The sequence below is a fragment of the Sphingomonas echinoides genome, assembly GCF_029623395.1.
GTDB classification, from domain to species: Bacteria; Pseudomonadota; Alphaproteobacteria; order Sphingomonadales; family Sphingomonadaceae; genus Sphingomonas; species Sphingomonas echinoides_A.
Map to the genome: position 1 here is coordinate 51,650 of NZ_JAPYKK010000018.1, position 20,664 is coordinate 72,313.

15 protein-coding genes are annotated in these 20,664 nt (G+C 64.6%); 8 read left to right on the forward strand and 7 right to left on the reverse strand.

All coding sequences use genetic code 11. From position 1 onward, the window contains the following. Positions 1-139: 139 nt before the first annotated feature. From QBJ92_RS12175 to QBJ92_RS12195, 5 genes are all read right to left on the reverse strand, one after another. On the reverse strand, positions 140-1,381 hold the full coding sequence (locus tag QBJ92_RS12175; protein ID WP_277969960.1) for a flavin monoamine oxidase family protein: 1,242 nt from the start codon (positions 1,379-1,381) through the stop codon (positions 140-142). 17 nt (positions 1,382-1,398) lie between these two features. Then, positions 1,399-3,618, reverse strand: coding sequence for an aldehyde oxidoreductase molybdenum-binding subunit PaoC (gene paoC, locus QBJ92_RS12180; protein ID WP_277969961.1), 2,220 nt, complete (start codon positions 3,616-3,618; stop codon positions 1,399-1,401). After that, the gene (locus QBJ92_RS12185) at positions 3,615-4,565 is read right to left on the reverse strand and encodes an FAD binding domain-containing protein (protein WP_277969962.1); all 951 of its coding nucleotides are present in this window, start codon (positions 4,563-4,565) and stop codon (positions 3,615-3,617) included. Before QBJ92_RS12185 ends, paoC begins: the two co-directional genes overlap by 4 nt. After that, entirely contained in the window at positions 4,562-5,200 is a 639-nt protein-coding gene (paoA, locus tag QBJ92_RS12190; RefSeq protein WP_277969963.1) for an aldehyde dehydrogenase iron-sulfur subunit PaoA, read from the reverse strand. Before paoA ends, QBJ92_RS12185 begins: the two co-directional genes overlap by 4 nt. A 237-nt stretch (positions 5,201-5,437) precedes the next feature. Continuing rightward, complete coding sequence (locus QBJ92_RS12195) at positions 5,438-6,079, reverse strand: TetR/AcrR family transcriptional regulator (protein ID WP_277969964.1); 642 nt, start codon at positions 6,077-6,079, stop codon at positions 5,438-5,440. A 102-nt stretch (positions 6,080-6,181) separates the two neighbouring features. Here QBJ92_RS12195 and QBJ92_RS12200 point away from each other — a divergent pair, with 102 nt between their 5' ends. From QBJ92_RS12200 to QBJ92_RS12230, 7 genes are all read left to right on the forward strand, one after another. Beyond that, entirely contained in the window at positions 6,182-7,366 is a 1,185-nt protein-coding gene (locus QBJ92_RS12200) for an efflux RND transporter periplasmic adaptor subunit (protein ID WP_277969965.1), read from the forward strand. A gap of 5 nt (positions 7,367-7,371) precedes the next feature. After that, entirely contained in the window at positions 7,372-10,578 is a 3,207-nt protein-coding gene (locus QBJ92_RS12205; protein ID WP_277969966.1) for an efflux RND transporter permease subunit, read from the forward strand. Between the two features lie 2 nt (positions 10,579-10,580). After that, complete coding sequence (locus tag QBJ92_RS12210; protein ID WP_431358398.1) at positions 10,581-12,053, forward strand: efflux transporter outer membrane subunit; 1,473 nt, start codon at positions 10,581-10,583, stop codon at positions 12,051-12,053. A gap of 193 nt (positions 12,054-12,246) precedes the next feature. Further along, complete coding sequence (locus tag QBJ92_RS12215; protein ID WP_277969968.1) at positions 12,247-12,615, forward strand: thiol-disulfide oxidoreductase DCC family protein; 369 nt, start codon at positions 12,247-12,249, stop codon at positions 12,613-12,615. A 31-nt stretch (positions 12,616-12,646) separates the two neighbouring features. After that, positions 12,647-13,978 (forward strand): ABC1 kinase family protein, encoded by a 1,332-nt coding sequence (locus tag QBJ92_RS12220; protein ID WP_277969969.1) that lies wholly within the window; start codon positions 12,647-12,649, stop codon positions 13,976-13,978. Positions 13,979-14,050: 72 nt separating this feature from the next. Further along, positions 14,051-14,542, forward strand: a complete 492-nt coding sequence (locus tag QBJ92_RS12225; RefSeq protein ID WP_431358399.1) for a nucleoside deaminase — start codon at positions 14,051-14,053, stop codon at positions 14,540-14,542. Between the two features lie 81 nt (positions 14,543-14,623). Then, positions 14,624-15,214 carry a DUF4337 family protein gene (locus QBJ92_RS12230; protein ID WP_277969971.1) on the forward strand — a complete coding sequence of 197 codons (591 nt, stop codon included), beginning with the start codon at positions 14,624-14,626 and terminating at the stop codon, positions 15,212-15,214. Positions 15,215-15,245: 31 nt separating this feature from the next. On the opposite strand, the gene QBJ92_RS12235 is transcribed toward QBJ92_RS12230, so the two are convergent. Together QBJ92_RS12235 and QBJ92_RS12240 are read right to left on the reverse strand one after the other, a co-directional pair. Continuing rightward, the gene (locus tag QBJ92_RS12235) at positions 15,246-16,076 is read right to left on the reverse strand and encodes a type 1 glutamine amidotransferase (RefSeq protein ID WP_277969972.1); all 831 of its coding nucleotides are present in this window, start codon (positions 16,074-16,076) and stop codon (positions 15,246-15,248) included. A gap of 2 nt (positions 16,077-16,078) precedes the next feature. Next, positions 16,079-17,104 (reverse strand): SDR family oxidoreductase, encoded by a 1,026-nt coding sequence (locus QBJ92_RS12240; protein ID WP_277969973.1) that lies wholly within the window; start codon positions 17,102-17,104, stop codon positions 16,079-16,081. 176 nt (positions 17,105-17,280) lie between these two features. Here QBJ92_RS12240 and QBJ92_RS12245 point away from each other — a divergent pair. After that, a partial coding sequence (locus tag QBJ92_RS12245) for an amidohydrolase family protein (RefSeq protein ID WP_277969974.1) occupies positions 17,281-20,664 on the forward strand: 3,384 nt, incomplete at its 3' end.

Here is a 20,664-nt window from a genome sequence, read left to right on the forward strand (position 1 = left end):
TTCGGGCCGCTTCCCCAGCGAAGGCCGGGGCCCAGCAGGACTGGTTTTTGAAACTGCGTGCTGCGCAACCAACCGTGGCCTTACCCCTGGGCCCCGGCCTTCGCCGGGGAAACGCATTCGAGGGATCGTTAGCCGCGTTTTAACCCCTGCTTCCCAGCACCCCCATCGCCTCCCGCGCCGCGCGCACGCCGCTATCGTGCGCGCCGTGCGCGGTGCTGAAGTCGGTCGGGTTGGTCGCTTCACCCGCGAAGAAGATGCGCTCGCCATAAGATTGCGCCAGCAACCCCCGCGCCGCGGTATGTCCCGGCAAAGCGCAACTATACCCGCCGCCGATCCGAACGTCCGCACTCCACCCCGAAGCCGCCAGCGGGCGCAACATTCGCCGCACATCCGACCCGAACAGCGCAACCAGATCGTCGATCACTTGCGCAAACGCCGCGTCCATACCCTCCGCTTCGGCAATTCGCGCGCCGTCGCCGCCAAGGAAGGATTCGATGAGCGGCCAACCCAATGGCCGAATATAATGCGACCCGCTCGTAGGATTGCCCGGCCGTCCCAGCACCTGCGTCTCGTCCTCGAACGGCCCTTTGCCGGAGATGGCAAGGAACAGCTTCTCGTTGCGCCCGAGCGGCAAAGACGCAGCCGCCTCGCGCCACGGATCGAGCGCGGCAGGGAGGGCGATCGTCTCGCCCGCCAGCACCGCGGTGGAAACGGTCAGGATCACCGCCCGCGCCGAAATGTCCCCCGAAGGCGTCGTAAGCGTGACGTCGTCCGCCGTCAGCGCGATGCGCTCCACTGGCATCGACAGGAAAACCGCAAACCCCTCGGGCAAACTATCCGTAACCAGCGTGCCGTACCCGTCAGGCAGCCGCCAATTGCAGTCGCTCGCGGCGGCGTCATACGCCAGATAGTCCGCGACCGAGATCCGCTCCGGTCCGACCCCGCTGATGAAGCCGGTCATCGCAGCAATGTGACCGTTCCACGCGCAGTCCGGTAGCAAAGCATCCGAAGCACGGTCGCTCGGTTGCGGCGATGCTTCCATCCGCAAATTCCACGCCTCGAACGCGGCCCGCGCCGCGCGTTGATCCGCAGGCGCAAAGCCGAGGTCGTGGAACTGCTGCCCCCAGGCAGGCGTGCGGCGGTCGATCGCAACCCCCGCTTCCTCAGCAATCGCGGTCCACGCATTGCGCTCGCCCGAATGCAGCCACCCACACCCAAGATCGAGCGCGTTCCCACCATGCGGCTCACTATGCGCACGCCCGCCAAGGCGCGGTCCCGCCTCGAGTAGGACCGCACTCAGCCCGGAACCGGCGAGCGTGCGGGCGGCAGCGATCCCCGCCGCGCCGCCGCCCACGATGACCACGTCACACACGCTTGCCATCCGCCGATCGTCCGCCGTCAGGCGACCGGCGGCATCTTGTCGAGCATCTTGTCGAGCGTGACAGGATAGTCGCGGATGCGGATGCCGGTCGCGTTATACGCCGCGTTCGCAATCGCCGCGCCGACGCCGCACAGCCCGAGCTCGCCCACGCCCTTCGCCTTCATCGGCGATGTGGTCGGGTCGGTTTCCTCGAGGAAGATCACTTCCTGATACGGAATGTCGGCATGCACCGGCACTTCATATTGCGCGAGGTCGTGGTTGACGAAGAAGCCGAAGCGCTTGTCGACCGCGAGTTCCTCCATCAGCGCCGAGCCCACACCCATGGTCATAGCGCCGATCACCTGGCTGCGCGCGGACTTGGGGTTGAGGATGCGGCCCGCCGCACACACCGCGAGCATCCGGCGAATGCGGACCTCGCCCGTGTACATGTCGACGCCCACTTCGACGAAATGCCCCGCGAAGGTCGACTGCTGATACGTCTTGGCCAGATCGCCATAGTCGATCGTGTCCTCGGCGGTCAGCCCGGCGTCACCCGCCGCTTCGGCGAGCGCAACGCTGCGGTTGCCCGAGCGCACCTTGCCGTCGGCGAATTCGACGTCACCCGAGTTAAACCCGAGCTTCTGCGCAACCGCTTCGCGCAGCTTGACGCAGGCGGCATAGACACCCGCGGTCGAGCTGTTCGCGCCCCACTGGCCGCCAGACCCCGAGGACACCGGCGAATCCGAATCGCCGAGCCGGACCACGACGCGGTCCATATCGACCCCCATCATCTCCGCCGCGGTCTGCGCGATGATCGTGTAGGAGCCGGTGCCGATATCGGTCATGTCGGTGTAAACCGTGACGATCCCCTTGCGATCGATCGAGACCTTCGCGCCGGACTTCATGTTCATGTTGTTGCGGAAGCCCGCAGCTACGCCCATGCCGATCAGCCATTTCCCGTCGCGCACCTGCGCGGGCTTGGCGTTGCGCTTGTCCCAGCCGAAGGCTTTCGCGCCGTCCTGCAACGCCTTGATCAGCTGCCGCTGCGAGAAGCGCCGCTCGGGCTTCTCAGGGTCGACCTGCGTATCGTTGGCGATGCGGAACGCGATCGGGTCCATGCCGAGCTTCTCGGCCATTTCGTCCATCGCGATCTCGAGCGCCATCAGGCCCGGTGCCTCGCCCGGCGCGCGCATCGCATTGCCCTCGGGCAAGTCGAGCACCGCAAGCCGCATCGACGTCATCCGGTTCGCGCCCGCATACAGCAGCTTGGTCTGCGAGACCGCGGTCTCGGGGCCGCCACCGGGGAGATCGCCCGACCCGCTCTCATGCGCAATCGCGGTGATCTTGCCGCTGCGATCGGTGCCGATGCGGATTCGCTGCGTCGTGGCCGGACGATGCGTCGTGTTGTTGAACATCATCGGCCGCGCCAAGGCGACCTTGACCGGACGTCCCGCCGCGCGTGCGCCGAGCGCGGCCATGATCGCATCGGTACGGACGAACAGCTTGCCGCCGAACCCGCCGCCGACATAGGGCGAGATCAGCCGGACGTTCTCCTTGGGGATGCCGAGCGTCTTGGCGACGTCGCCCTTGCCCCAGGCGATCATCTGGTTCGACGTCCACACCGTCAGCTTGTCGCCGTCCCAGCGCGCGAGCGACGCATGCGGCTCCATCATCGCATGGCTGTGATCCGGCGTGGTGTAGCGTGCGTCGAGCTTGACCGCCGCCTTGGCGAACGCACCCTCGAAATCGCCGACGCGGTCGACCGGCGGCGCCTTGCTGCCTTCGCCGCTGTCGGCCCCCTTGAGCGGCGCGGTCTTGAGCGCCTCGTCGAGGTCGAACCGACCCTTGCCGCGCTCATAGTCCACCCGAACGAGGTTGGCCGCCGCGCGCGCCTGCTCGAACGTCTCGGCGACGACGATCGCGATCGCCTGGTGGTAATGCTGGATCTCGGGCCCGCCGAGCAGCATCGCGGTGTTGAAATCTCCCTTGGTCAGCTTGCCCGCTTCGGCAGCGGTGACGATGGTGATGACACCGGGCGCGGCCTTCGCCTCCGCCAGATGCATCGCGCCGATCCGCCCCTTGGCGATCGCCGCGTGGACGATGTAGCCGTAAGCCGGGTTGGCGACGACGTCATGCCGTTCATAGGCATAAGGCGCGGTGCCGGTGGTCTTGAACTTGCCGTCGATGCGGTCGTGCGGCTTGCCGACGACCTTGCCCTGGTCGATCGGATTCTGGCCTGCGGGGGTCGTGAACTTCATGCGCGTGTCTCCGCCAGCACCGCGGCGAGCGTACGCTCGACCAGCGGGACCTTGAATGCATTGTCTTCGGTCGGCCGTGCGCCTGCCAGCAGCGGAGCGACCACTGCCTTGGAGCCATTGCGCAATTGCGCATCGGCGGCGTCGACTCGCCACGGACGCGGCGCAATCCCGCCGATCGCGACCCGACCGCTGCCGTCCGGCTGGACGATCGCCGCGACCGAGACGAGCGCATACGCATACGACGCGCGGTCACGCACCTTGCGATAGGTATGCGTCCCGCCGAGCGGCTTGGGCAAGGTCACCGCAGTGATCAGCTCGCCGCGCTGCAAGGCGTTCTCGACATGCGGCGTCGTGCCGGGCAGCTTGTGGAAGTCGGCGATCGGGATCGTTCGCGACTGACCGGTCGGGTTGATCGTCTCGATCTGCGCATCGAGCAGCCGCATTGCGACCGCCATGTCGCCGGGATAGGTCGCGATGCACGCATCGCTCGTCCCGATGATGCCGAGCTGGCGGCTGTAACCACCGAGCGCTGCGCAGCCCGAGCCCGGCTTGCGCTTGTTGCACGCCTGGTTGGTGTCGTAGAAATACGGGCAGCGCGTCCGCTGGAGCAGATTGCCCGCGGTCGTCGCCTTGTTGCGCAACTGGCCCGAGGCCCCCGCGACGATCGCGCGGCTGAGCACGCCATAATCGCGACGCACGCGCGCATCGGAGGCAAGCGCGGTGTTCGACACGAACGCACCCACGCGCAGACCACCATCCTGCGTCGGCTCAATCTTGTCGAGCTTTAGCTCCTGCACGTCGATCAGATGCGTCGGCGTCTCGATCTCGAGCTTCATCAGGTCGAGCAAATTGGTCCCGCCCGCGATGAACTTCGCGCCAGGGGTGCGCGCGACCGCAGCCGCAGCAGCGGCGGGGGAGGAGGCGCGTTCGTAAGTAAAGGGCTTCATGCGCGCGTCTCCGCAACTTCGGTCATCGCTTCGAGGATGTTCGAATAGGCACCGCAACGGCAGATGTTGCCGCTCATCCGCTCGCGCATTTCTGCGTTCGAGATCGGCGTCTTGGCGTTGAGGTCGCCGGTCACATGGCTGGGAACGCCCGCGCGGATTTCCTCGATCACCGCAACCGCCGAGCAGATCTGGCCGGGCGTGCAGTAACCGCACTGATAGCCGTCATGCTTGATGAAGGCCGCCTGCATCGGGTGCAGCTTGTCGGGGGTGCCGAGACCCTCGATCGTCGTGATCTTGTCGCCCTGATGCATGACTGCGAGGCTGAGGCACGAATTGATGCGCTTGCCATCGACCATCACGGTGCAGGCACCGCACTGGCCGTGATCGCAACCCTTCTTGGTGCCGATCAGGTGCAGATGCTCACGCAACGCATCGAGCAGCGTCGTGCGAGTGTCGAGTTCCATCGCCTCACGCTTGCCATTGACGGTCATTTCAACCTTGGCGAGTGTCGGCTTCAGTCCGGACCGTGTCGCGGTCTGCGCGTCTGCGAGGGGAACGTGCGTCGCCGCCACTGCCGCAGCGCCGCCGGCAAGAATACCCCTGCGCGAAATCTCAGGTGATCCGCTATCCTTCATTGCAACGCTCCGTCCCTGCACCGAAACCAATGTTACGGTGGCTGATGATATCTAATTTGAGCCAATCCTCTAGGGATGGCGGAATAAATTGAAAAAATCTCGGACGCCGCATGGGCGCAGTGTTCCGAATGGCAGAACGTCACGACGCCGATCCGCGTTCCTCAACCTGTAACAAATCGTCTCGATCACGGATATCGACGGATACGATCGGTATCTCGCCAGCCCTGATGCGCCGCGTCAAATGTCCGCGGCAATGATCTTGCTGAGCTCGGCATCGATCAAGTCGCCGACATATTTTGAGAGCCGCTCGTAATCCAGCTGCGGATCGGAGATCTTGCGCAACCACACGCCGTGCCCGACCGCCATGATGAAGTCTGCCAGCTGTCGACGGCGTTGTGCCTTGGCGTTGCCGGGTGCCAGAAAATCGAGCGCGGTCAGGATACTGTCGCGTACGCGTTTGTCGATTCCGCGGACGATATCTGAGACGCGCGGGTTGCGCGTTGCCTCTGAAATCGTCTCCGCGATCAGAGCACAATCTTCTTCCAGTTCAGGATCGTCTTCCATGAAGCGTTCGATCCAACGACGGACCATTGCAACATCCCGCGCAGCAACGGCAGCGTTGAGGGCGCGATGATCGAGAAAGGCGATCACGTCGGCTTCGACCAGCTCGGCGACGATCTCCTCCTTGTTGGCGAAGTCACGGTACAGCTGGCCAACCTTGACCCCCGAGTCGTACGCGATCTGCGCTACACCGGTGCCGTGAAAACCGTGTTTTGTGAAGAGAATTCGCGCCGCAGACAAGATTCGTTCTCTCCGCTCATTCGCTTTGGAAGCCCGACTTTCCAGCGGCTTGACGTGGTGCAGTGCTTCATTGGGCATACTCATCGTATCCTTAGAGCTTGTTTTCCGCGATTTTGGTAGGTAGGCGCCGCGCTTGAAATGTGAGTGATCGATCGCTCACACTTAGACATTGGAAGCAGCGTGCGCAAATCCTCCTCCTTGATGGTGATCACCGCGGTTCTCCTGGCGGGGTGCAGCAGCGGTAAGCAACAACAGCAACCAGCACCCCAAACGCCGCAAGTCGGTTTTGTTACCCTTTCGCCGCAATCAGTCACGCTCAGCACCGAACTCGCTGCACGCACCGCCGCCTACGAAACGTCGGAAGTGCGCCCACAGGTCAACGGGTTGATTACCGCCAGGCTGTTCCAGGAAGGGGACGAGGTCCGCGCGGGCCAGCCATTGTATCGGATCGACCCGCAGCCGTACCAGGCACAGGTTGCTAGCGCCCGGGCTGCGCTTGCAAGAGCGAAGGCCGCGATCGCATCGAACGACGCGCTGGCGCGACGGTACGGCGAACTCGTCAAGATCAACGCGATCGCACGGCAGGATTACGACAACGCCATCACCACGGCGCAGCAAGCGCGCGCCGACGTTGCTGCGCAGGAAGCCGCGCTCCGGACAGCAACGATCGATCTTGGTCGGACGACGGTCAAGGCACCGATCTCGGGCCGGATCGGGCGGTCGGCGGTGACGACGGGCGGCCTAGTTACTGCGTCTCAGGCAACCGCGCTGAGCACCATTCAGCGGCTCGATCCGATTTATGTCGATATCACGCAGTCGAGTGTCGATCAGTTGCGGCTTCGTAAGCAATTGTTGGCAGGCAATCTCTCGCGAGGTGCCAACGCCGCGCGGATCCGGCTGAAGCTTGAGGACGGCACGCTGTATCCGGTCGAGGGCGTGGTCAAGTTCGCGGACGTGACGGTCGATCCGGCGACGGGTAGCCAAACGATTCGCGCGCAATTTGCCAATCCCAACCGGTTGTTGCTGCCTGGCATGTACGTCACCGCACAGTTCGTCGAAGGCACCCGGGACAATACCCTGCTCGTGCCGCAACGCGCGGTAAGCCGTGACGAAAAGGGCAATCCGATCGTGATGTTTGTTGGGCCCGGCAATAAGATCCAGCCCAGAGTTCTTACCGCGCCGCGTACGATCGGCGACAATTGGATGGTTACTGCCGGACTTGCTCCGGGTGACCGCGTGATTGTCGAGGGGGCGCAGAATCTGCAACCGGGAACGCCGGTCAATCCCGTCCGCTGGACCGACAAGGCGGGCAAGCCCTCTGCGCAGCAACCCGCCAACGCTCCGGCCGCCGGCAAGGGACAATAACGCTCATGTCCCGCTTTTTCATCGAACGCCCCATCTTTGCGTGGGTCATCGCGATTATCCTGATGGTCGGTGGCCTTATCGCCATCCGCAGCTTGCCGATCGCGCAATTTCCCTCGATCGCGCCACCTTCGGTCAGCATCACCGCAACGTATCCGGGTGCGGACGCCCAAACGCTCGAGAATACGACGACGCAGATCATCGAGCAGCAGATGAAGGGAATCGATAACCTTCGCTACTTCTCGTCCTCGTCCAGTTCCGCGGGCAACGTTCAGATCACGCTGACCTTCGAGCAGGGAACCAACCCCGACATCGCGCAGGTCCAGGTCCAGAACAAACTGCAAGCCGCAACGCCGTTGCTACCGCAGGAAGTCCAGCAGCAGGGCATTCAAGTCGCCAAGGCGACCTCGAACTTCCTCGTGATCATGGGGATCTACTCGGAGGACGAACGGCACAGCGGGTCGGATCTCGCCGATCTGCTCGCGTCCAAGGTTCAGGATCCGCTGAGCCGCATCAACGGTGTCGGCGACACCCAGCTGTTCGGCGCGCAATATGCCATGCGCATCTGGATCGATCCGCTCAAGCTCAACGGTTATCAGCTCACGGTTTCAGACGTCAGTGCAGCACTTCGGGCGCAGAACGCGCAGGTTTCCGCCGGTCAGCTCGGCGCGCAGCCTGCGCCGGCAAGCCAGATGCTCAACGCGACGGTGTCGATCCAGTCGCGCCTCAACACGCCGGAGCAATTTGGCAATATCCGTCTGAAGACCGATGCCAGCGGCGCCGTGGTCCGCCTGCGTGATGTCGCCCGGGTCGAACTGGGTGCGGCGGATTACGGGTTTAACTCGCTTTACAACGGCAAACCTGCCGCCGGGATCGGTATCAAGCTCGCGCCGGGCGCGAATGCGCTTGCCACGGTTGATGCGGTCAAGGCGCGGATCTCCGAGATGTCGAAGACGTTCCCGTCCGACGTCAAGGTCATCTACCCGTACGATTCCACGCCGTTCGTCCGCCTGTCGATCGAACAGGTCGTGCATACCCTGATCGAGGCAGTCGTCCTCGTGTTCCTCGTCATGTACCTGTTCCTCCAGAACTGGCGCGCAACGCTGATCCCAACGATCGCGGTGCCGGTCGTGTTGCTGGGCACGTTCGCGGTGCTCGCGGTTGCGGGCTACTCGATCAATACGCTGACCTTGTTCGGCATGGTGCTGGCGATCGGTCTGCTCGTCGATGACGCGATCGTCGTCGTCGAGAACGTCGAACGTCTTATCATCACCGAGCACCTTTCCCCGCGCGAAGCGGCTCGGAAATCGATGGACGAGATCAGCAGCGCGCTGGTCGGTATCGGGCTTGTCCTGTCCGCGGTGTTCCTGCCGATGGCGTTCTTTGGCGGCTCCACAGGCGTCATCTATCGCCAGTTCTCGATCACGATCGTCTCGGCGATGGCCTTGTCGGTGCTGGTCGCGCTCGTCCTGACGCCAGCCTTGTGCGCCACGATCCTAAAGCCGCACGATCCCGACAAGGCGGAAGGCAAGGGCCCGCTGTCGCGCTTCTTCCGCTGGTTCAACCGGACGTTCGATCGCGGCACTGCGAAGTATGAGAAGGGCGTGCGTAGTACCGCGCACCGCTGGGGCCGGTCGATGATCGCGTTCCTGCTGATCGCAGGCGTCATGGTCTTCCTGTTCGTCCGTCTGCCAACCGGCTTCCTTCCCGATGAGGATCAGGGCACCGTGATTGCGCTGGTGCAGGGGCCTTCGGGCGCCACAACCGCGCGGACCGATGCCGGGCTCGCCGAAGTCCGCGACCATTTCCTGACCAAGGAGAAGGCGAACGTCGAAGGCGTGTTCACGATCAGCGGGTTCAGTTTCGCTGGGCAGGGCCAGAATGCCGGTCTTGCGTTCGTTCCACTCAAAAAGTGGGAGGACCGTTCGGGTGCCGCCAACAAGGCGCAGGCGATTGCCGGACGCGCGATGGGCGCATTCTCGCAGTTCCACGATGCGATGATCTTTGCGATCGTGCCGCCCGCGGTTCAGGAATTGGGCAATGCGACCGGCTTCGATCTTCAGTTGGTCGACAAGGTTGGCATGGGGCATGACAAGCTGTTGCAGATGCGCAACATGATGCTTGGCATGGCGATGCAGGACAAGCGCCTCGCGCAGGTCCGTCCAATGTCGCTGGAGGATGCACCGCAGCTCAAGATCGACGTCGATCAGGACAAGGCACGCGCGCTTGGGCTCGATCTTGCCGAGGTCAATCAGACGATCTCGACGGCGTGGGGCAGCCAATACGTCAACGACTTCATCGACCGTGGCCGCGTCAAGCGCGTGTTCGTCCAAGCCGATGCGGCGTTCCGCCTGAAGCCCGAAGACCTGGACAAATTCTACGTCCGCGGTGCCAATGGCGCGATGGTCCCCTACAGTGCCTTCACGACGCTGCGCTGGACTCAGGCTCCCGTCCAGCTGACCCGCTACAACGGCCAGCCAGCCATGGAATTGCAGGGTGGCTCGGCACCGGGGCTGAGCACCGGCGCCGCGCTGGCAGCGATGCAGGAAATTCACGCCAAGCTGCCGCCCGGAACCGATCTCGAGTGGACCGGCCTGTCGTATGAAGAAAAACTTTCGGGCGGGCAGGCGCCGTCCCTCTACGGCTTGTCACTGTTGATGGTCTTCCTGTGCCTTGCTGCGCTGTACGAAAGCTGGTCGGTGCCGATCTCGGTGCTGCTGGTTGTGCCGCTCGGCGTGGTCGGTGCTTTGTTTGCTGCGCTGCTCACCGGGCTCAACAACGACATCTATCTGCAGGTCGGCCTGATCACCACGATTGGCGTGTCGGCGAAGAACGCGATCCTGATTGTCGAGTTCGCCGAGGAACGGATGCGCGAGGGGATGAACGCCTTCGACGCCGCAATCGCAGCGGCGAAAATCCGGTTGCGGCCGATCCTGATGACCAGTCTCGCCTTCATCTTCGGTGTGCTGCCGCTCGCGATTTCGACGGGCGCGGGTGCTGGTGGGCAGAATGCGATCGGTCGCGCGGTGGTCGGCGGCATGCTGACCGCGACGATCCTCGGCATCTTCTTCATCCCAATGTTCTTCGTCGTCGTCCGCGCGCTGTTCGCGGGCCGCAAGACGAAGAAGCGCGACGATCGGACGGACATCGACGGCGATCATCAAGCCGCCCCGTTCGGTCCGCCCGCACCCAACACCGCCCCGCAGGGAGCATGAACATGAAGACGACGATCCGTACCGTCGCGGTGCTGCTGGCGACGGCAGCACTGGCGGGCTGCAACATGGCCCCCAACTACGTCCGACCGCAGGGAGCCGTTCCCTTGGCCCTGCCACAAGGCGGACCTTATCCCGTAGCGCTGACTGACGCGCCTGACGTGACGAAGATCGGATGGCAATCGTTCTTCACCGATCCCAAGCTGCGGGACGTCATCGCGCTTGGGCTGGAGAACAACCGCGATCTGCGGTTAGCGGCGGCGAACGTGCAGCAGGCCCGCGCGCAATATCGCGTACAGCGCTCGAACCAGTTGCCGTCGATCAACGCGAGCGGCTCTGCTTATTACGCCAACCCCCGGGGCGCGGCCACGGGCGGCGGCGGCGGGGCGGGTGTCGGCACGGGTGCCGGTACGGGAACCGGAACGGGCGTGGGTACGACGACGAGTTCGAACATCGAATTCTATTCCGCCAACGTGGGCATCTCGCAGTTCGAACTCGACCTGTGGGGCCGTCTGCGCAACCTCAGCGAAAGCGGCTTACAACAGTATTTCGCAACCGAAGAGGCGCAACGCTCCACCCGCATCAGCCTGATTTCCGAAATCGCGGCGGCCTATCTCACGCTTGCGTCGGATCAGGAATTACTGGGTGTGTCGCAGGAAACGCTTTCGAGCTTCGAACAGTCGCTCCAGCTGACGCGGGCGCAATTCCGGATCGGAACGCAGTCCGAGCTGGTGGTGCGCCAGGCCGAGACCAATTACGAAGCGGCCGCGAACGACATCGCCGCGCTCCGCGCCCGGATCGCGCAGGATCGCAACGCTCTCGACCTCCTGGTCGGAACGACCACTCCCGCGACGCTCCTGCCAAAGACGCTCGGGACGGAAGACCGGACGTTGAACGCGCTTCCCGGCAATCTCGAATCATCGGTCTTGCTGCGCCGCCCCGACGTGCTCGAGGCCGAGCATCGTCTGATTGCGCAGAACGCCAACATCGGCGCCGCGCGGGCCGCGATGTTCCCGACGATTTCGCTGACCACCAGCTTCGGGACGGTGAGCAAGGCGTTGACGGGCTTGTTCGGCGCGAACAGCGATAGTTGGTCTGCGGCCCCTACGGCGACGTTGCCGATCTTCGACTTCGGTCGCCGGAAGGGCAATCTCGACCTCGCACGCGCCCAGCAGCGCGGTGCGATCGCGACGTATGAAAAGACGCTGCAGACCGCATTCCGGGAGGTTGCTGATGCCCTAGCGACCCGCGGGACGATCGACGCTCAGCTGGGTGCCCGGTCTCGGCGGGCAGAAGCGGCGCTGGTCTCTGCCCGCTTGTCCGATGCGCGGTATCGGGCGGGTGTGGACTCGTTCCTGACCTCACTCGATTCGCAGCGCACGGCCTATGGTGCCCGACAGGATCTGGTGACGACCCGGCTGGCACGAGCGAACAATCTCGTAACGCTATACCGTGTCCTTGGCGGCGGACTGAACTGACGCCTCTTTCACTCCTCCCTTCAGGGGAGGGGCTGGGGGTGGGGCCGTGCAGCAAGCGGAGCGCGGAATGGCGCAGGCTAGCCCCACCTCCCAAACTCCTCCTCTGATGGGGAGGGGCTTAAAGCGCGATGCGCTTACGGCTTAATCGTAATCCGCACCTCGATCCTGCCGCGCGCATCCCCATATAGCGACCATGACGGAGCTGACGGTCTGGTATGATGGCGGATGCCCGCTGTGTCGGCGCGAAATCGCGCTGATGCAGCGTCTGGATCGCGTGCAGGCGATTACCTTCGTCGATGTCGACAAGGCTGATGGCGGCAGTTGCCCGATCGATCGCGCGGACCTGCTCGCGCGTTTTCACGCGCGCGAAAACGGTGTCCTGCTGTCGGGAGCCGCCGCCTTTGCAGCGATGTGGCGCGCGATCCCGCGGTTGCGCTGGCTCGGTCTCGTGGCGAAGGCGCCCGGGATGCTGCCACTGCTAGAACAGGCGTATCGCGTGTTCCTGCGCATACGCCCTCGGTTGCAACGTCTTGCGCGCAAGGCAGAGCAAAACGCCGCGTGACGGCACAACCCTTTTCCATCGAGGACACGGCGTGAGCGACGATCGCAGCAAGGGACGTTCCGTACCCAGTGGCCGCCTTGCGCGGCTAGGCGTCTTTGGCCGGATGGCGGGCGGGGTCGCGGGCAATGTGATGGCGGAAGGCGCGCGGCGTCTTGCGAGCGGAGAGGTCCCCAAGATGGGGGACCTGTTGCTTACCCCCGCCAATGCAGTGCGAGTGGCGGACCAACTGTCGCACCTGCGCGGCGCGGCGATGAAGCTCGGGCAGATGATTTCGATGGACGCGGGAGACATGCTCCCGCCCGAACTCGCCACGATCCTGGCGCGGTTGCGCGACAACGCGCATCACATGCCGCCACAACAGCTCGATACGGTGCTGGCGAAGGAGTGGGGCAAGGACTGGCGGCGGGGCTTCGCGCATTTTCAGGCCCATCCGATCGCCGCCGCCTCGATCGGCCAGGTCCACCGCGCGCGCTTGCCCGATGGGCGCGAGCTGGCGATCAAGGTTCAATATCCTGGTGTGAAGGACAGCATTGATTCGGACGTCGACAATGTCGCGACCCTGTTGCGCGTGTCCGGGGTCTTGCCCAAGACACTCGACATCGCGCCCCTGCTGGCCGAGGCGAAGCGCCAGTTGCACGAGGAAGCCGACTATCTTCGTGAGGGCGAGATGCTCGCGCGCTTCGGCGACCTGTTGCGCGGTGAACCACAGTTCCTTGTGCCCGCGCTCCATCCTGATCTGACCACGCCGCACGTGCTGGCGATGGATTTCGTTGCGGGCGTGCCGATCGAATCGCTCGAGACCGCCCCGCAAGCGCTGCGCGATCGCGTAATGGGCAATCTGATCGACCTCGTGCTGCGCGAAATGCTCGAATGGGGTCTGATGCAGACCGATCCCAACTTCGGCAACTACCGGTGGCAGCCGGAGACGGAACGCATGGTGCTGCTCGATTTCGGCGCGGCGCGGGGCGTGCCGGCGGAAACCGCGCACGGCTATCGCACGCTGTTGGAGGCGGGGCTTTCCGGGGATCGCGACGCGGTTCGTGAGGCTGCGGTGGCCGCCGGCTTCCTCGGGCCCGCAGCGGTCGTCGCGCACCGCGCGTTGGTCGACCGGATGATCGACGTGGTGATCGGTGAGTTGGGGAAGGCAGGGCCGTTCGACTTCGGTGACCGTGCGTTCGTCGGCGTGCTGCGGGATCAGGGCATCGACATGGCGCGTGATCGATCGACGTGGCACGTGCCCCCTGTCGACACGCTATTCGTTCAGCGCAAGATCAGCGGTACCGCCTTGCTCGCCGCACGGCTCAAGGCGCGGGTCGACGTGCGCAGCCTTGCGCAGACTTATCTCGAGCGCGACCCAGGCTGATTGCGCGGGGCCCGGAACGGATCCGTCGTTCAGCCGCTTTCAGCGGCAGTTCGGTACGGTCGCGAGGGTATGATGACACAGGATGACGAAAAGTGGATGCGTCGTGCGATCGCGATCGCCCGGTCAAAGGGATCTGACCCCTCGACCTCTCCGCTCGGCTCCGTGATCGTCCTCGACGGGAAGGTGATTGCCGAGGAGCGCAACCAGACCCATGAGCTTCCTGATGCGACCGCGCATGCCGAGATGATGGCGATCCGCCGCGCCTGTGAAGCCACCGGTGAGCTCGAACTCCGCGGTGCGACGCTCTACTCGACATTGCAACCGTGCGGAATGTGCACGATGGCGTCGATCTGGTCGAAGCTCGGGCGCGTCGTCTACGGGGCGGAAGCCGCCGACGTCCATCCGATGTACTTCGAAGCGCGTCATATCGACACGCTCGATTTCGTTCGCAACGCTTACCGGGATGACATCGTGTTCGAGGGCGGGTGTCTCCGTGCTGAATGTGCCGAACTCTATTACGGCCCCGACGACGATTTGCCGGAGGACGAACAGGCGAACCTGTAGCTTCCGGACTTTGTCGTGTTTCGCTGCGGGACGGCGTAAGGGGTCTTATACCGTATACCTGACCTGTTGGTCGTTGGAGACATGATGGAACCCGCCGACGCCAAGGACCTGATCGACGAGGCGATCGAGCGTGCCGAGGAAAGCTCCAACGCGGCCGACCGGATCGAACGCGAGCGCGAGCGGCGTTTTCGCGACCGCGTTTCGCTATTGGTTGGCGGGTTCGCGGTGGCGCTGGCGATCGTCCACATGAACGCGGCGGGTGCACAGCGCGAAAGCGTCCTGCAGCATATCGCCGCATCGGACAGCTTTGCGTACATGCAGGCCAAGATCGTCCGGGAAACCGTGCTGAAGACCGCCGCCGCGCAACCGGGGGCCTCGGAGGCTGACCGGTCGCACTGGGCGAGCGAAGCCGCGCGGTTGCGCGCGCCGGACCGCGCCGGGCACGGCATCAAACAACTCGAACTGGCGGGCGCCCGCCAGCGCGTAGAGGGTGAGCGCGCGGCGAAGCGTGGAGAAGGGTTCGAACTCGGCGAGACGGCGTTGCAACTCGCGATCGTGCTGCTGTCGATCGCGATGGTCGCACGTTCGAAATGGATCACCTTGGGAGCCAGCATGGTCGCCGGTGTCGGGATCCTGCTCGCCGTGGCGACGGGGTTGGGCGTCTCCATTTAACGGCCCACCGCCGCGCTCCGATCTCTGCAGCTTATTCCACGGCCTCCAGAAAGTTCGAAATTTCGATCCGGCGTCGCGCCTCGTCGGCAAATTCGTCGTCGATTCCCAGGGCCCAATGGAGTGCCCGTTGATCGGGTGTTGCGTGCAACGCATCGAGCAAATCGGCGCGGGTTTCGACCGCCGCCGTATTCTCCGCCATGCCAGCGTCCACCAGCGCCTCCGACTGCCGGCGAAGCGCGATTGCGATCTCCGCGAGTGCGAGTTCCGGATGATATTGCACGCCCCAGAAAACACCGCCATCGTGCCGGATTTCGGCGGCCTGAACCCGCGTTACCGCGTTGCTCGCCAGCAAGGTCGCGTCTTCGGGAAGCCGTTCCACCTCGTCGCCGTGGATCGCCGGAGCATCCCAACTGGCTGCGCGCCCGGCCAGAAGCGGGTGCGTTCGCCCGGCCTCCGTTGGCGTGATGCGCCGCGCAATGCCGGCTTCCATCCGGTCGGGCATCTTGCGCACCGTGCCGCCCGCGGCGGCCACGGCAAGTTGCAATCCCGCGCAGGAGCCGAACGAACGCCGGCCGGCCGAAAAGACGGTCCGCATGAAAGCAAGTTGGCGCGCGACTTCGGGCGTGTCTTCGTAGACGTGTAACGGCGCTCCCGTCAGGAACACGGCATCGAAAGCGCGCATTTCCTCCCGGGTATAAACCTGTGCGGCGTCGTCGGCAGGGGCGACGATCGTGATTTCGGCGTCGGGACGCAACTGCCGCAAGGTGGCGGCGTAGGTCTCGCCCGAGCTTTTACCCGCATGGGCGCGGCGCGCCGCGCGTTCCTCGGGCGTTTCGCTTTCGGCGACCAGATAGTGCGGCAAGATCAATCCTTGGAAGAAGAACGGGTGTTGGCTGCACGTCGCGCCAGCGCCAGGGCTGCGATGCCACCGACACTGGCCAGCGTGATTGCCCGGACGATCCCCGGGTGACGCTCCGCCGCGGTATAGACGCTAAACGTCCGTCCTGGCTGGATGCCGGAGCGTTCCTGCCCCGGCTGCGTCGGTTCGAAGATCGTTGTGGAACGGGTCTTTGGCTGGTTTGCATCCGACATCGCGGGTGCGACAAGTCCCGCCATTCGGTCGAGCAAGCCTGGAAAGTGCGTGCCGAACAAGACCTGAAGCCGCCCCGCGCCACCGACCGTGATTTCGCGCCGAACGGTCTGTGCCGCATCCAGAATGGCCTTGGCCGCGAGCGCGGGATCGTAGACCGGCGGCGGGATCAGCGCTTCGCCGTCGACATGGTTGGCGGCGTGCTGCGCGATCGGCGTATCGATCCCGGACGGCTTGATCAGCGTAATCGCGATCGGCAGCGCATCGGCGGTGAGCTCCATCCGGAGCGCGTCGACGAACCCCTGGGCGGCATGTTTGGAGGCGGAATAGGCGCTGAGGATCGGGGAGGGGAGTTCGGAGGCGATCGACCCGACCGTAATAATTGCGCCGCCGTGATCGCGCAGGTGGTCGACCGCGGTCAGTGCGCCGTGGACCACGCCGAAATAGTTGGTCCGGAACAACTGCTCATGCTCGTCGAGCGGGGTGTCGATCAGCTTGCCGTAAATGGCGGTGCCGGCGTTATTGACCCAAGTGTCGATCCGACCGTAGCGCGTTTTGGCCGCGGCAGCGGCGGCGCGCACTGCCTTGATATCGCCCACGTCGGCCACCGCGAAGATCGCATCGCCCCCGTCGGCGGTGATCTCTTCGACCGCCTTGCGGAGGGAGTCCGCGCTGCGCGCGACGAGCACGACCTTTGCGCCTTCCGCTGCGGCCCGCTTGGCGGTGACCAGACCGATTCCGGAGCTGGCGCCGGTAATGACGATCACCTGTTGGGCGATCGGCTTCAGCGTAATCTTCATGGCGATGTCGAGCTCCGGTAAAGTGCGAACCTGACGCGGGTAACGGTCGATGCGCGGGATCGCTCCCGCCCGGTTGCCGTGTTGCGTCGGATGCGGGGTTGCGGACTTCGACGACTTCGTGGCAGCGTCCCCGGGATATCGAACGCGGCAGCGCCGCAAGATGTTTTGGGGGCTAGATGAAATATCGGGTTACGGCGGTTGTGGCCGCAGCGTTGCTGGCAGGCGAAGTGTTCGCGCAAAGCGCCCCGGAGCCGGCGCCGAAACCTCTTCCCGACCAGACGCAGGCGCCCGAAAATCAGGCGGCCGACCCCCTCAAGCCAGCGACCGGGACCACGCCTCCAGCTGAGCGGACGAACCCAGCGCCTGTTGCGGTAACCGGTTCTGCTTCAACGAAAAAATCCTCCAAATGGGAAGTCGAGGCGCCGATCGGATTGCGCACGCGCGAAGTCCCGATCAAGGTCGACAACGGCACCTGGATGAACGTCGACGTGGCGCCGGACGGCAAGCTTATCGTGTTCGATTTGCTGGGGGATATCTACACCATGCCGATCTCGGGCGGTACGCCGACGCGGATCGCGCAAGGGCTGTCGTACGAACATCAGCCGCGGTTTTCGCCGGATGGCAAGCGGATCGCCTTCACCTCGGATCGTGGCGGGGGCGACAACATCTGGATCATGAACGTCGATGGCAGCGATAAGCGCCAGTTAACAAAGGAAGATTTCCGCCTCCTCAACCAGCCGACGTGGTCGCCGGACGGGCGCTTTATCGTCGCCAAGAAGCACTTCACGACCGGACGGTCGCTCGGGACGGGGGAGGTGTGGCTGTACCATGTTTCGGGCGGGGCGGGGGTCCAGCTCGTCAAAAGGGCGAGCGAAACGCTCCAGAAGGAACTGGGCGAACCGATCTATGCACCTGATGGGAAAGGGATTTATTACACCCGGAACGTCTCGCCGGGCCCGATTTTCGAATATGCGCAGAACTCCCGGACCGACCTGTTCAATATTGAGCGGTACGACATCGACACCGGCGAGGTGACGACGGCGGTCTCCGGCGTGGGGGGTTCGGTGCGGCCGACGCCGTCGCCGGATGGCAAGATGATCGCCTTCGTGCGCCGCGATCACGGGAAAACGACCCTTTGGGTCAAGACGTTAGCGACCGGAGACGAGCGGCGGATCTACAATGCGCTCGACCGCGACGTGCAGGAAACCTGGGCGGTGACCGGGGTCTATCCCAACATGGCGTGGACGCCCGACAGCAAGTCGGTGGTGTTCTGGGCGGGCGGCAAGCTCAACCGCGTCGGCGCGGAGGGCGGTGCGGCAACGTCGATTCCGTTCCGAATTGACGACACTCGTGTCGTGATTGACGCAACCCACCCGCAGTTTGCGCTCGCTCCGGACCGTTTTGACACCAAAATGCCGCGCTGGGCGACGGTCTCCCCCGATGGCCGCACAATCGTGTTCGAGACTCTCGGCAAACTTTGGATCAAGCCCGTTACAGGTGGGGCGCCGCGGCGGCTGGTCAAGGGGGACGAGGCCAGCATGGAACTGTGGCCGAGCTGGTCGCGCGACGGGCGCTCGATCGTGTTCGTCGACTGGACCGATGCGGGGCTCGGGTCGATCCGGACCGTCGCCGCTGGTGGCGGGGCGGCGCGGACCGTTACGTCGGCGGGCCATTATGCCCGCCCGCAATTCTCGCCCGATGGAAAGACGATCGCGTTCGAACGCGGCGGCGGCGGATATCTGACCGCGGCGCGCGGCGGCGGGGACACCGGGGTGTACCGCGTGCCAGCGACAGGCGGGACGATCACCCGTGTTTCGAAGGATGGCAGCGCGCCGCAGTTCGGCGCGTCCAACGACCGGCTGTTCATGCTGATGAAGGACAAGGACAAGCGCCAGTTCGTCAGCACCGATCTCAACGGCGAAGCGAAGCACGTCCACGCGAGCGGCGACCTGATCACCGATTACGTCGTCTCGCCGAGCGGAGAATATGTCGCGTTCCGGCAGAACTATCAGGGCTTCGTGATGCCGTTGCTGCCGGGCACGCAAGGCGTCGAGGTCGACAAGAAGGGGGGACCCTTGCCCGCGACGCAAGTCAGCGCGGAGGGGGCGGACTTCCTCAACTGGTCGAACGACGGGACGCAATTGCACTGGAGCATGGGCCCGACGCTCTACACCGCGCGGACGGCGGCGCTGTTCCGCACCGCGCCCGCCGACGAGACCGCCCCGAAATTCCCCGCGCCCAGGACCGGCGTGTCGTTGTCGATGGACGTGGCGGCGGATAAGCCGAGCGGCACCGTCGCGCTGGTCGGCGCGCGGATCGTGTCGATGGCGCGCAAGGACGGCGGGATCATCGACGATGGCGTGATCGTCATCCGCGGCGACCGGATCGTCGCGGTCGGCCCGCGCGCCTCGGTTCAGGTTCCGGGGGGGGCGAAGGTCGTCGACGTCAAGGGCAAGACGATCATTCCCGGCCTGGTCGACGCGCATGCGCACGGGCCCCAGGCGGAGGACGACCTGATCCCGCAGCAGAACTGGTCGTCGATCGTCAATCTCGCGATGGGCGCGACGACGATCCACGATCCGTCCTCCCGCGCGGCGGAGATCTTCGTCGCGTCCGAAATGCAGCGCAGTGGCAAGATCATCGCGCCGCGGATTTTCTCGACCGGGGAGGTGATCTACGGCGCCAAATCGCCCGAGGTCTATGCCGAGATCAACAGCTATGAGGATGCGCTGGCGGACGTGCGGCGGTTGAAGGCGGAGGGCGCGCACAGCGTCAAGAACTACAACCAGCCGCGCCGCGAACAACGCCAGATGGTCGTCGCGGCGGCGCAGGCCGAGCAGATGGAGGTCGTCCCCGAAGGCGGCTCGCTCTACGCGATGGACGTGTCGCTGATCCAGGACGGCAATTCCACGGTCGAGCACAATGTCCCGCTCGAATATTTCTACGACGATCTGGTCAGCCTGTGGACCCAGACCAAGACAAATTACACCCCGACGCTCGTCGTCACCTATGGCGGCCCGGCGGGCGACCCGTATTGGCGGCAGCATATGGACGTGTGGAAGCATCCGTTGCTGTCGCGCCATGCGCCGCCTGCGCTGCTCGAGGCGCAGAACGCGCGGCGGACGATGGCGCCCGAAGAGGATTACGTCGACGGCGAGAGCGCGCGTGAGGCGAAGAAGCTCGCCGATCGCGGCATCCAGGTGTCGATCGGTGCGCATGGGCAGCAGGCCGGGCTTGGGCCGCATTGGGAGATGTGGAGCTTCGTCCGCGGTGGCTGGTCGCCGATCGAAGCGTTGCGCGCGGGCACGATCATGTCGGCGACCTCGCTCGGCTATGCCAAGGACGTCGGCTCGCTCGAAGTCGGCAAGCTCGCCGATCTCGTCGTGCTCGATGCCGACCCGACGGTCGACATCCGCAACAGCGACAAGATCAACCGCGTGATGCTCGGCGGGCGGCTGTATGACCCGCAGACGATGGACGAGGTCGTGACGGGCACGCGCAAGCGCGCGCCTTATTGGTGGATGGGCACCAACGGCAGCGCGATGGGGTCGGCGTATGCG

What these genes read in the sequence shown, in the direction of transcription:
- QBJ92_RS12175 (WP_277969960.1), bottom strand. Translation starts at nt 1,381, where the DNA reads ATGGCAAGCGTGTGTGACGTGGTCATCGTGGGCGGCGGCGCGGCGGGG.
- paoC (WP_277969961.1), bottom strand. Translation starts at nt 3,618, where the DNA reads ATGAAGTTCACGACCCCCGCAGGCCAGAATCCGATCGACCAGGGCAAG.
- QBJ92_RS12185 (WP_277969962.1), bottom strand. Translation starts at nt 4,565, where the DNA reads ATGAAGCCCTTTACTTACGAACGCGCCTCCTCCCCCGCCGCTGCTGCG.
- paoA (WP_277969963.1), bottom strand. Translation starts at nt 5,200, where the DNA reads ATGAAGGATAGCGGATCACCTGAGATTTCGCGCAGGGGTATTCTTGCC.
- QBJ92_RS12195 (WP_277969964.1), bottom strand. Translation starts at nt 6,079, where the DNA reads ATGCCCAATGAAGCACTGCACCACGTCAAGCCGCTGGAAAGTCGGGCT.
- QBJ92_RS12205 (WP_277969966.1), top strand. Translation starts at nt 7,372, where the DNA reads ATGTCCCGCTTTTTCATCGAACGCCCCATCTTTGCGTGGGTCATCGCG.
- QBJ92_RS12210 (WP_431358398.1), top strand. Translation starts at nt 10,581, where the DNA reads ATGAAGACGACGATCCGTACCGTCGCGGTGCTGCTGGCGACGGCAGCA.
- QBJ92_RS12215 (WP_277969968.1), top strand. Translation starts at nt 12,247, where the DNA reads ATGACGGAGCTGACGGTCTGGTATGATGGCGGATGCCCGCTGTGTCGG.
- QBJ92_RS12225 (WP_431358399.1), top strand. Translation starts at nt 14,051, where the DNA reads ATGACACAGGATGACGAAAAGTGGATGCGTCGTGCGATCGCGATCGCC.
- QBJ92_RS12230 (WP_277969971.1), top strand. Translation starts at nt 14,624, where the DNA reads ATGATGGAACCCGCCGACGCCAAGGACCTGATCGACGAGGCGATCGAG.
- QBJ92_RS12240 (WP_277969973.1), bottom strand. Translation starts at nt 17,104, where the DNA reads ATGAAGATTACGCTGAAGCCGATCGCCCAACAGGTGATCGTCATTACC.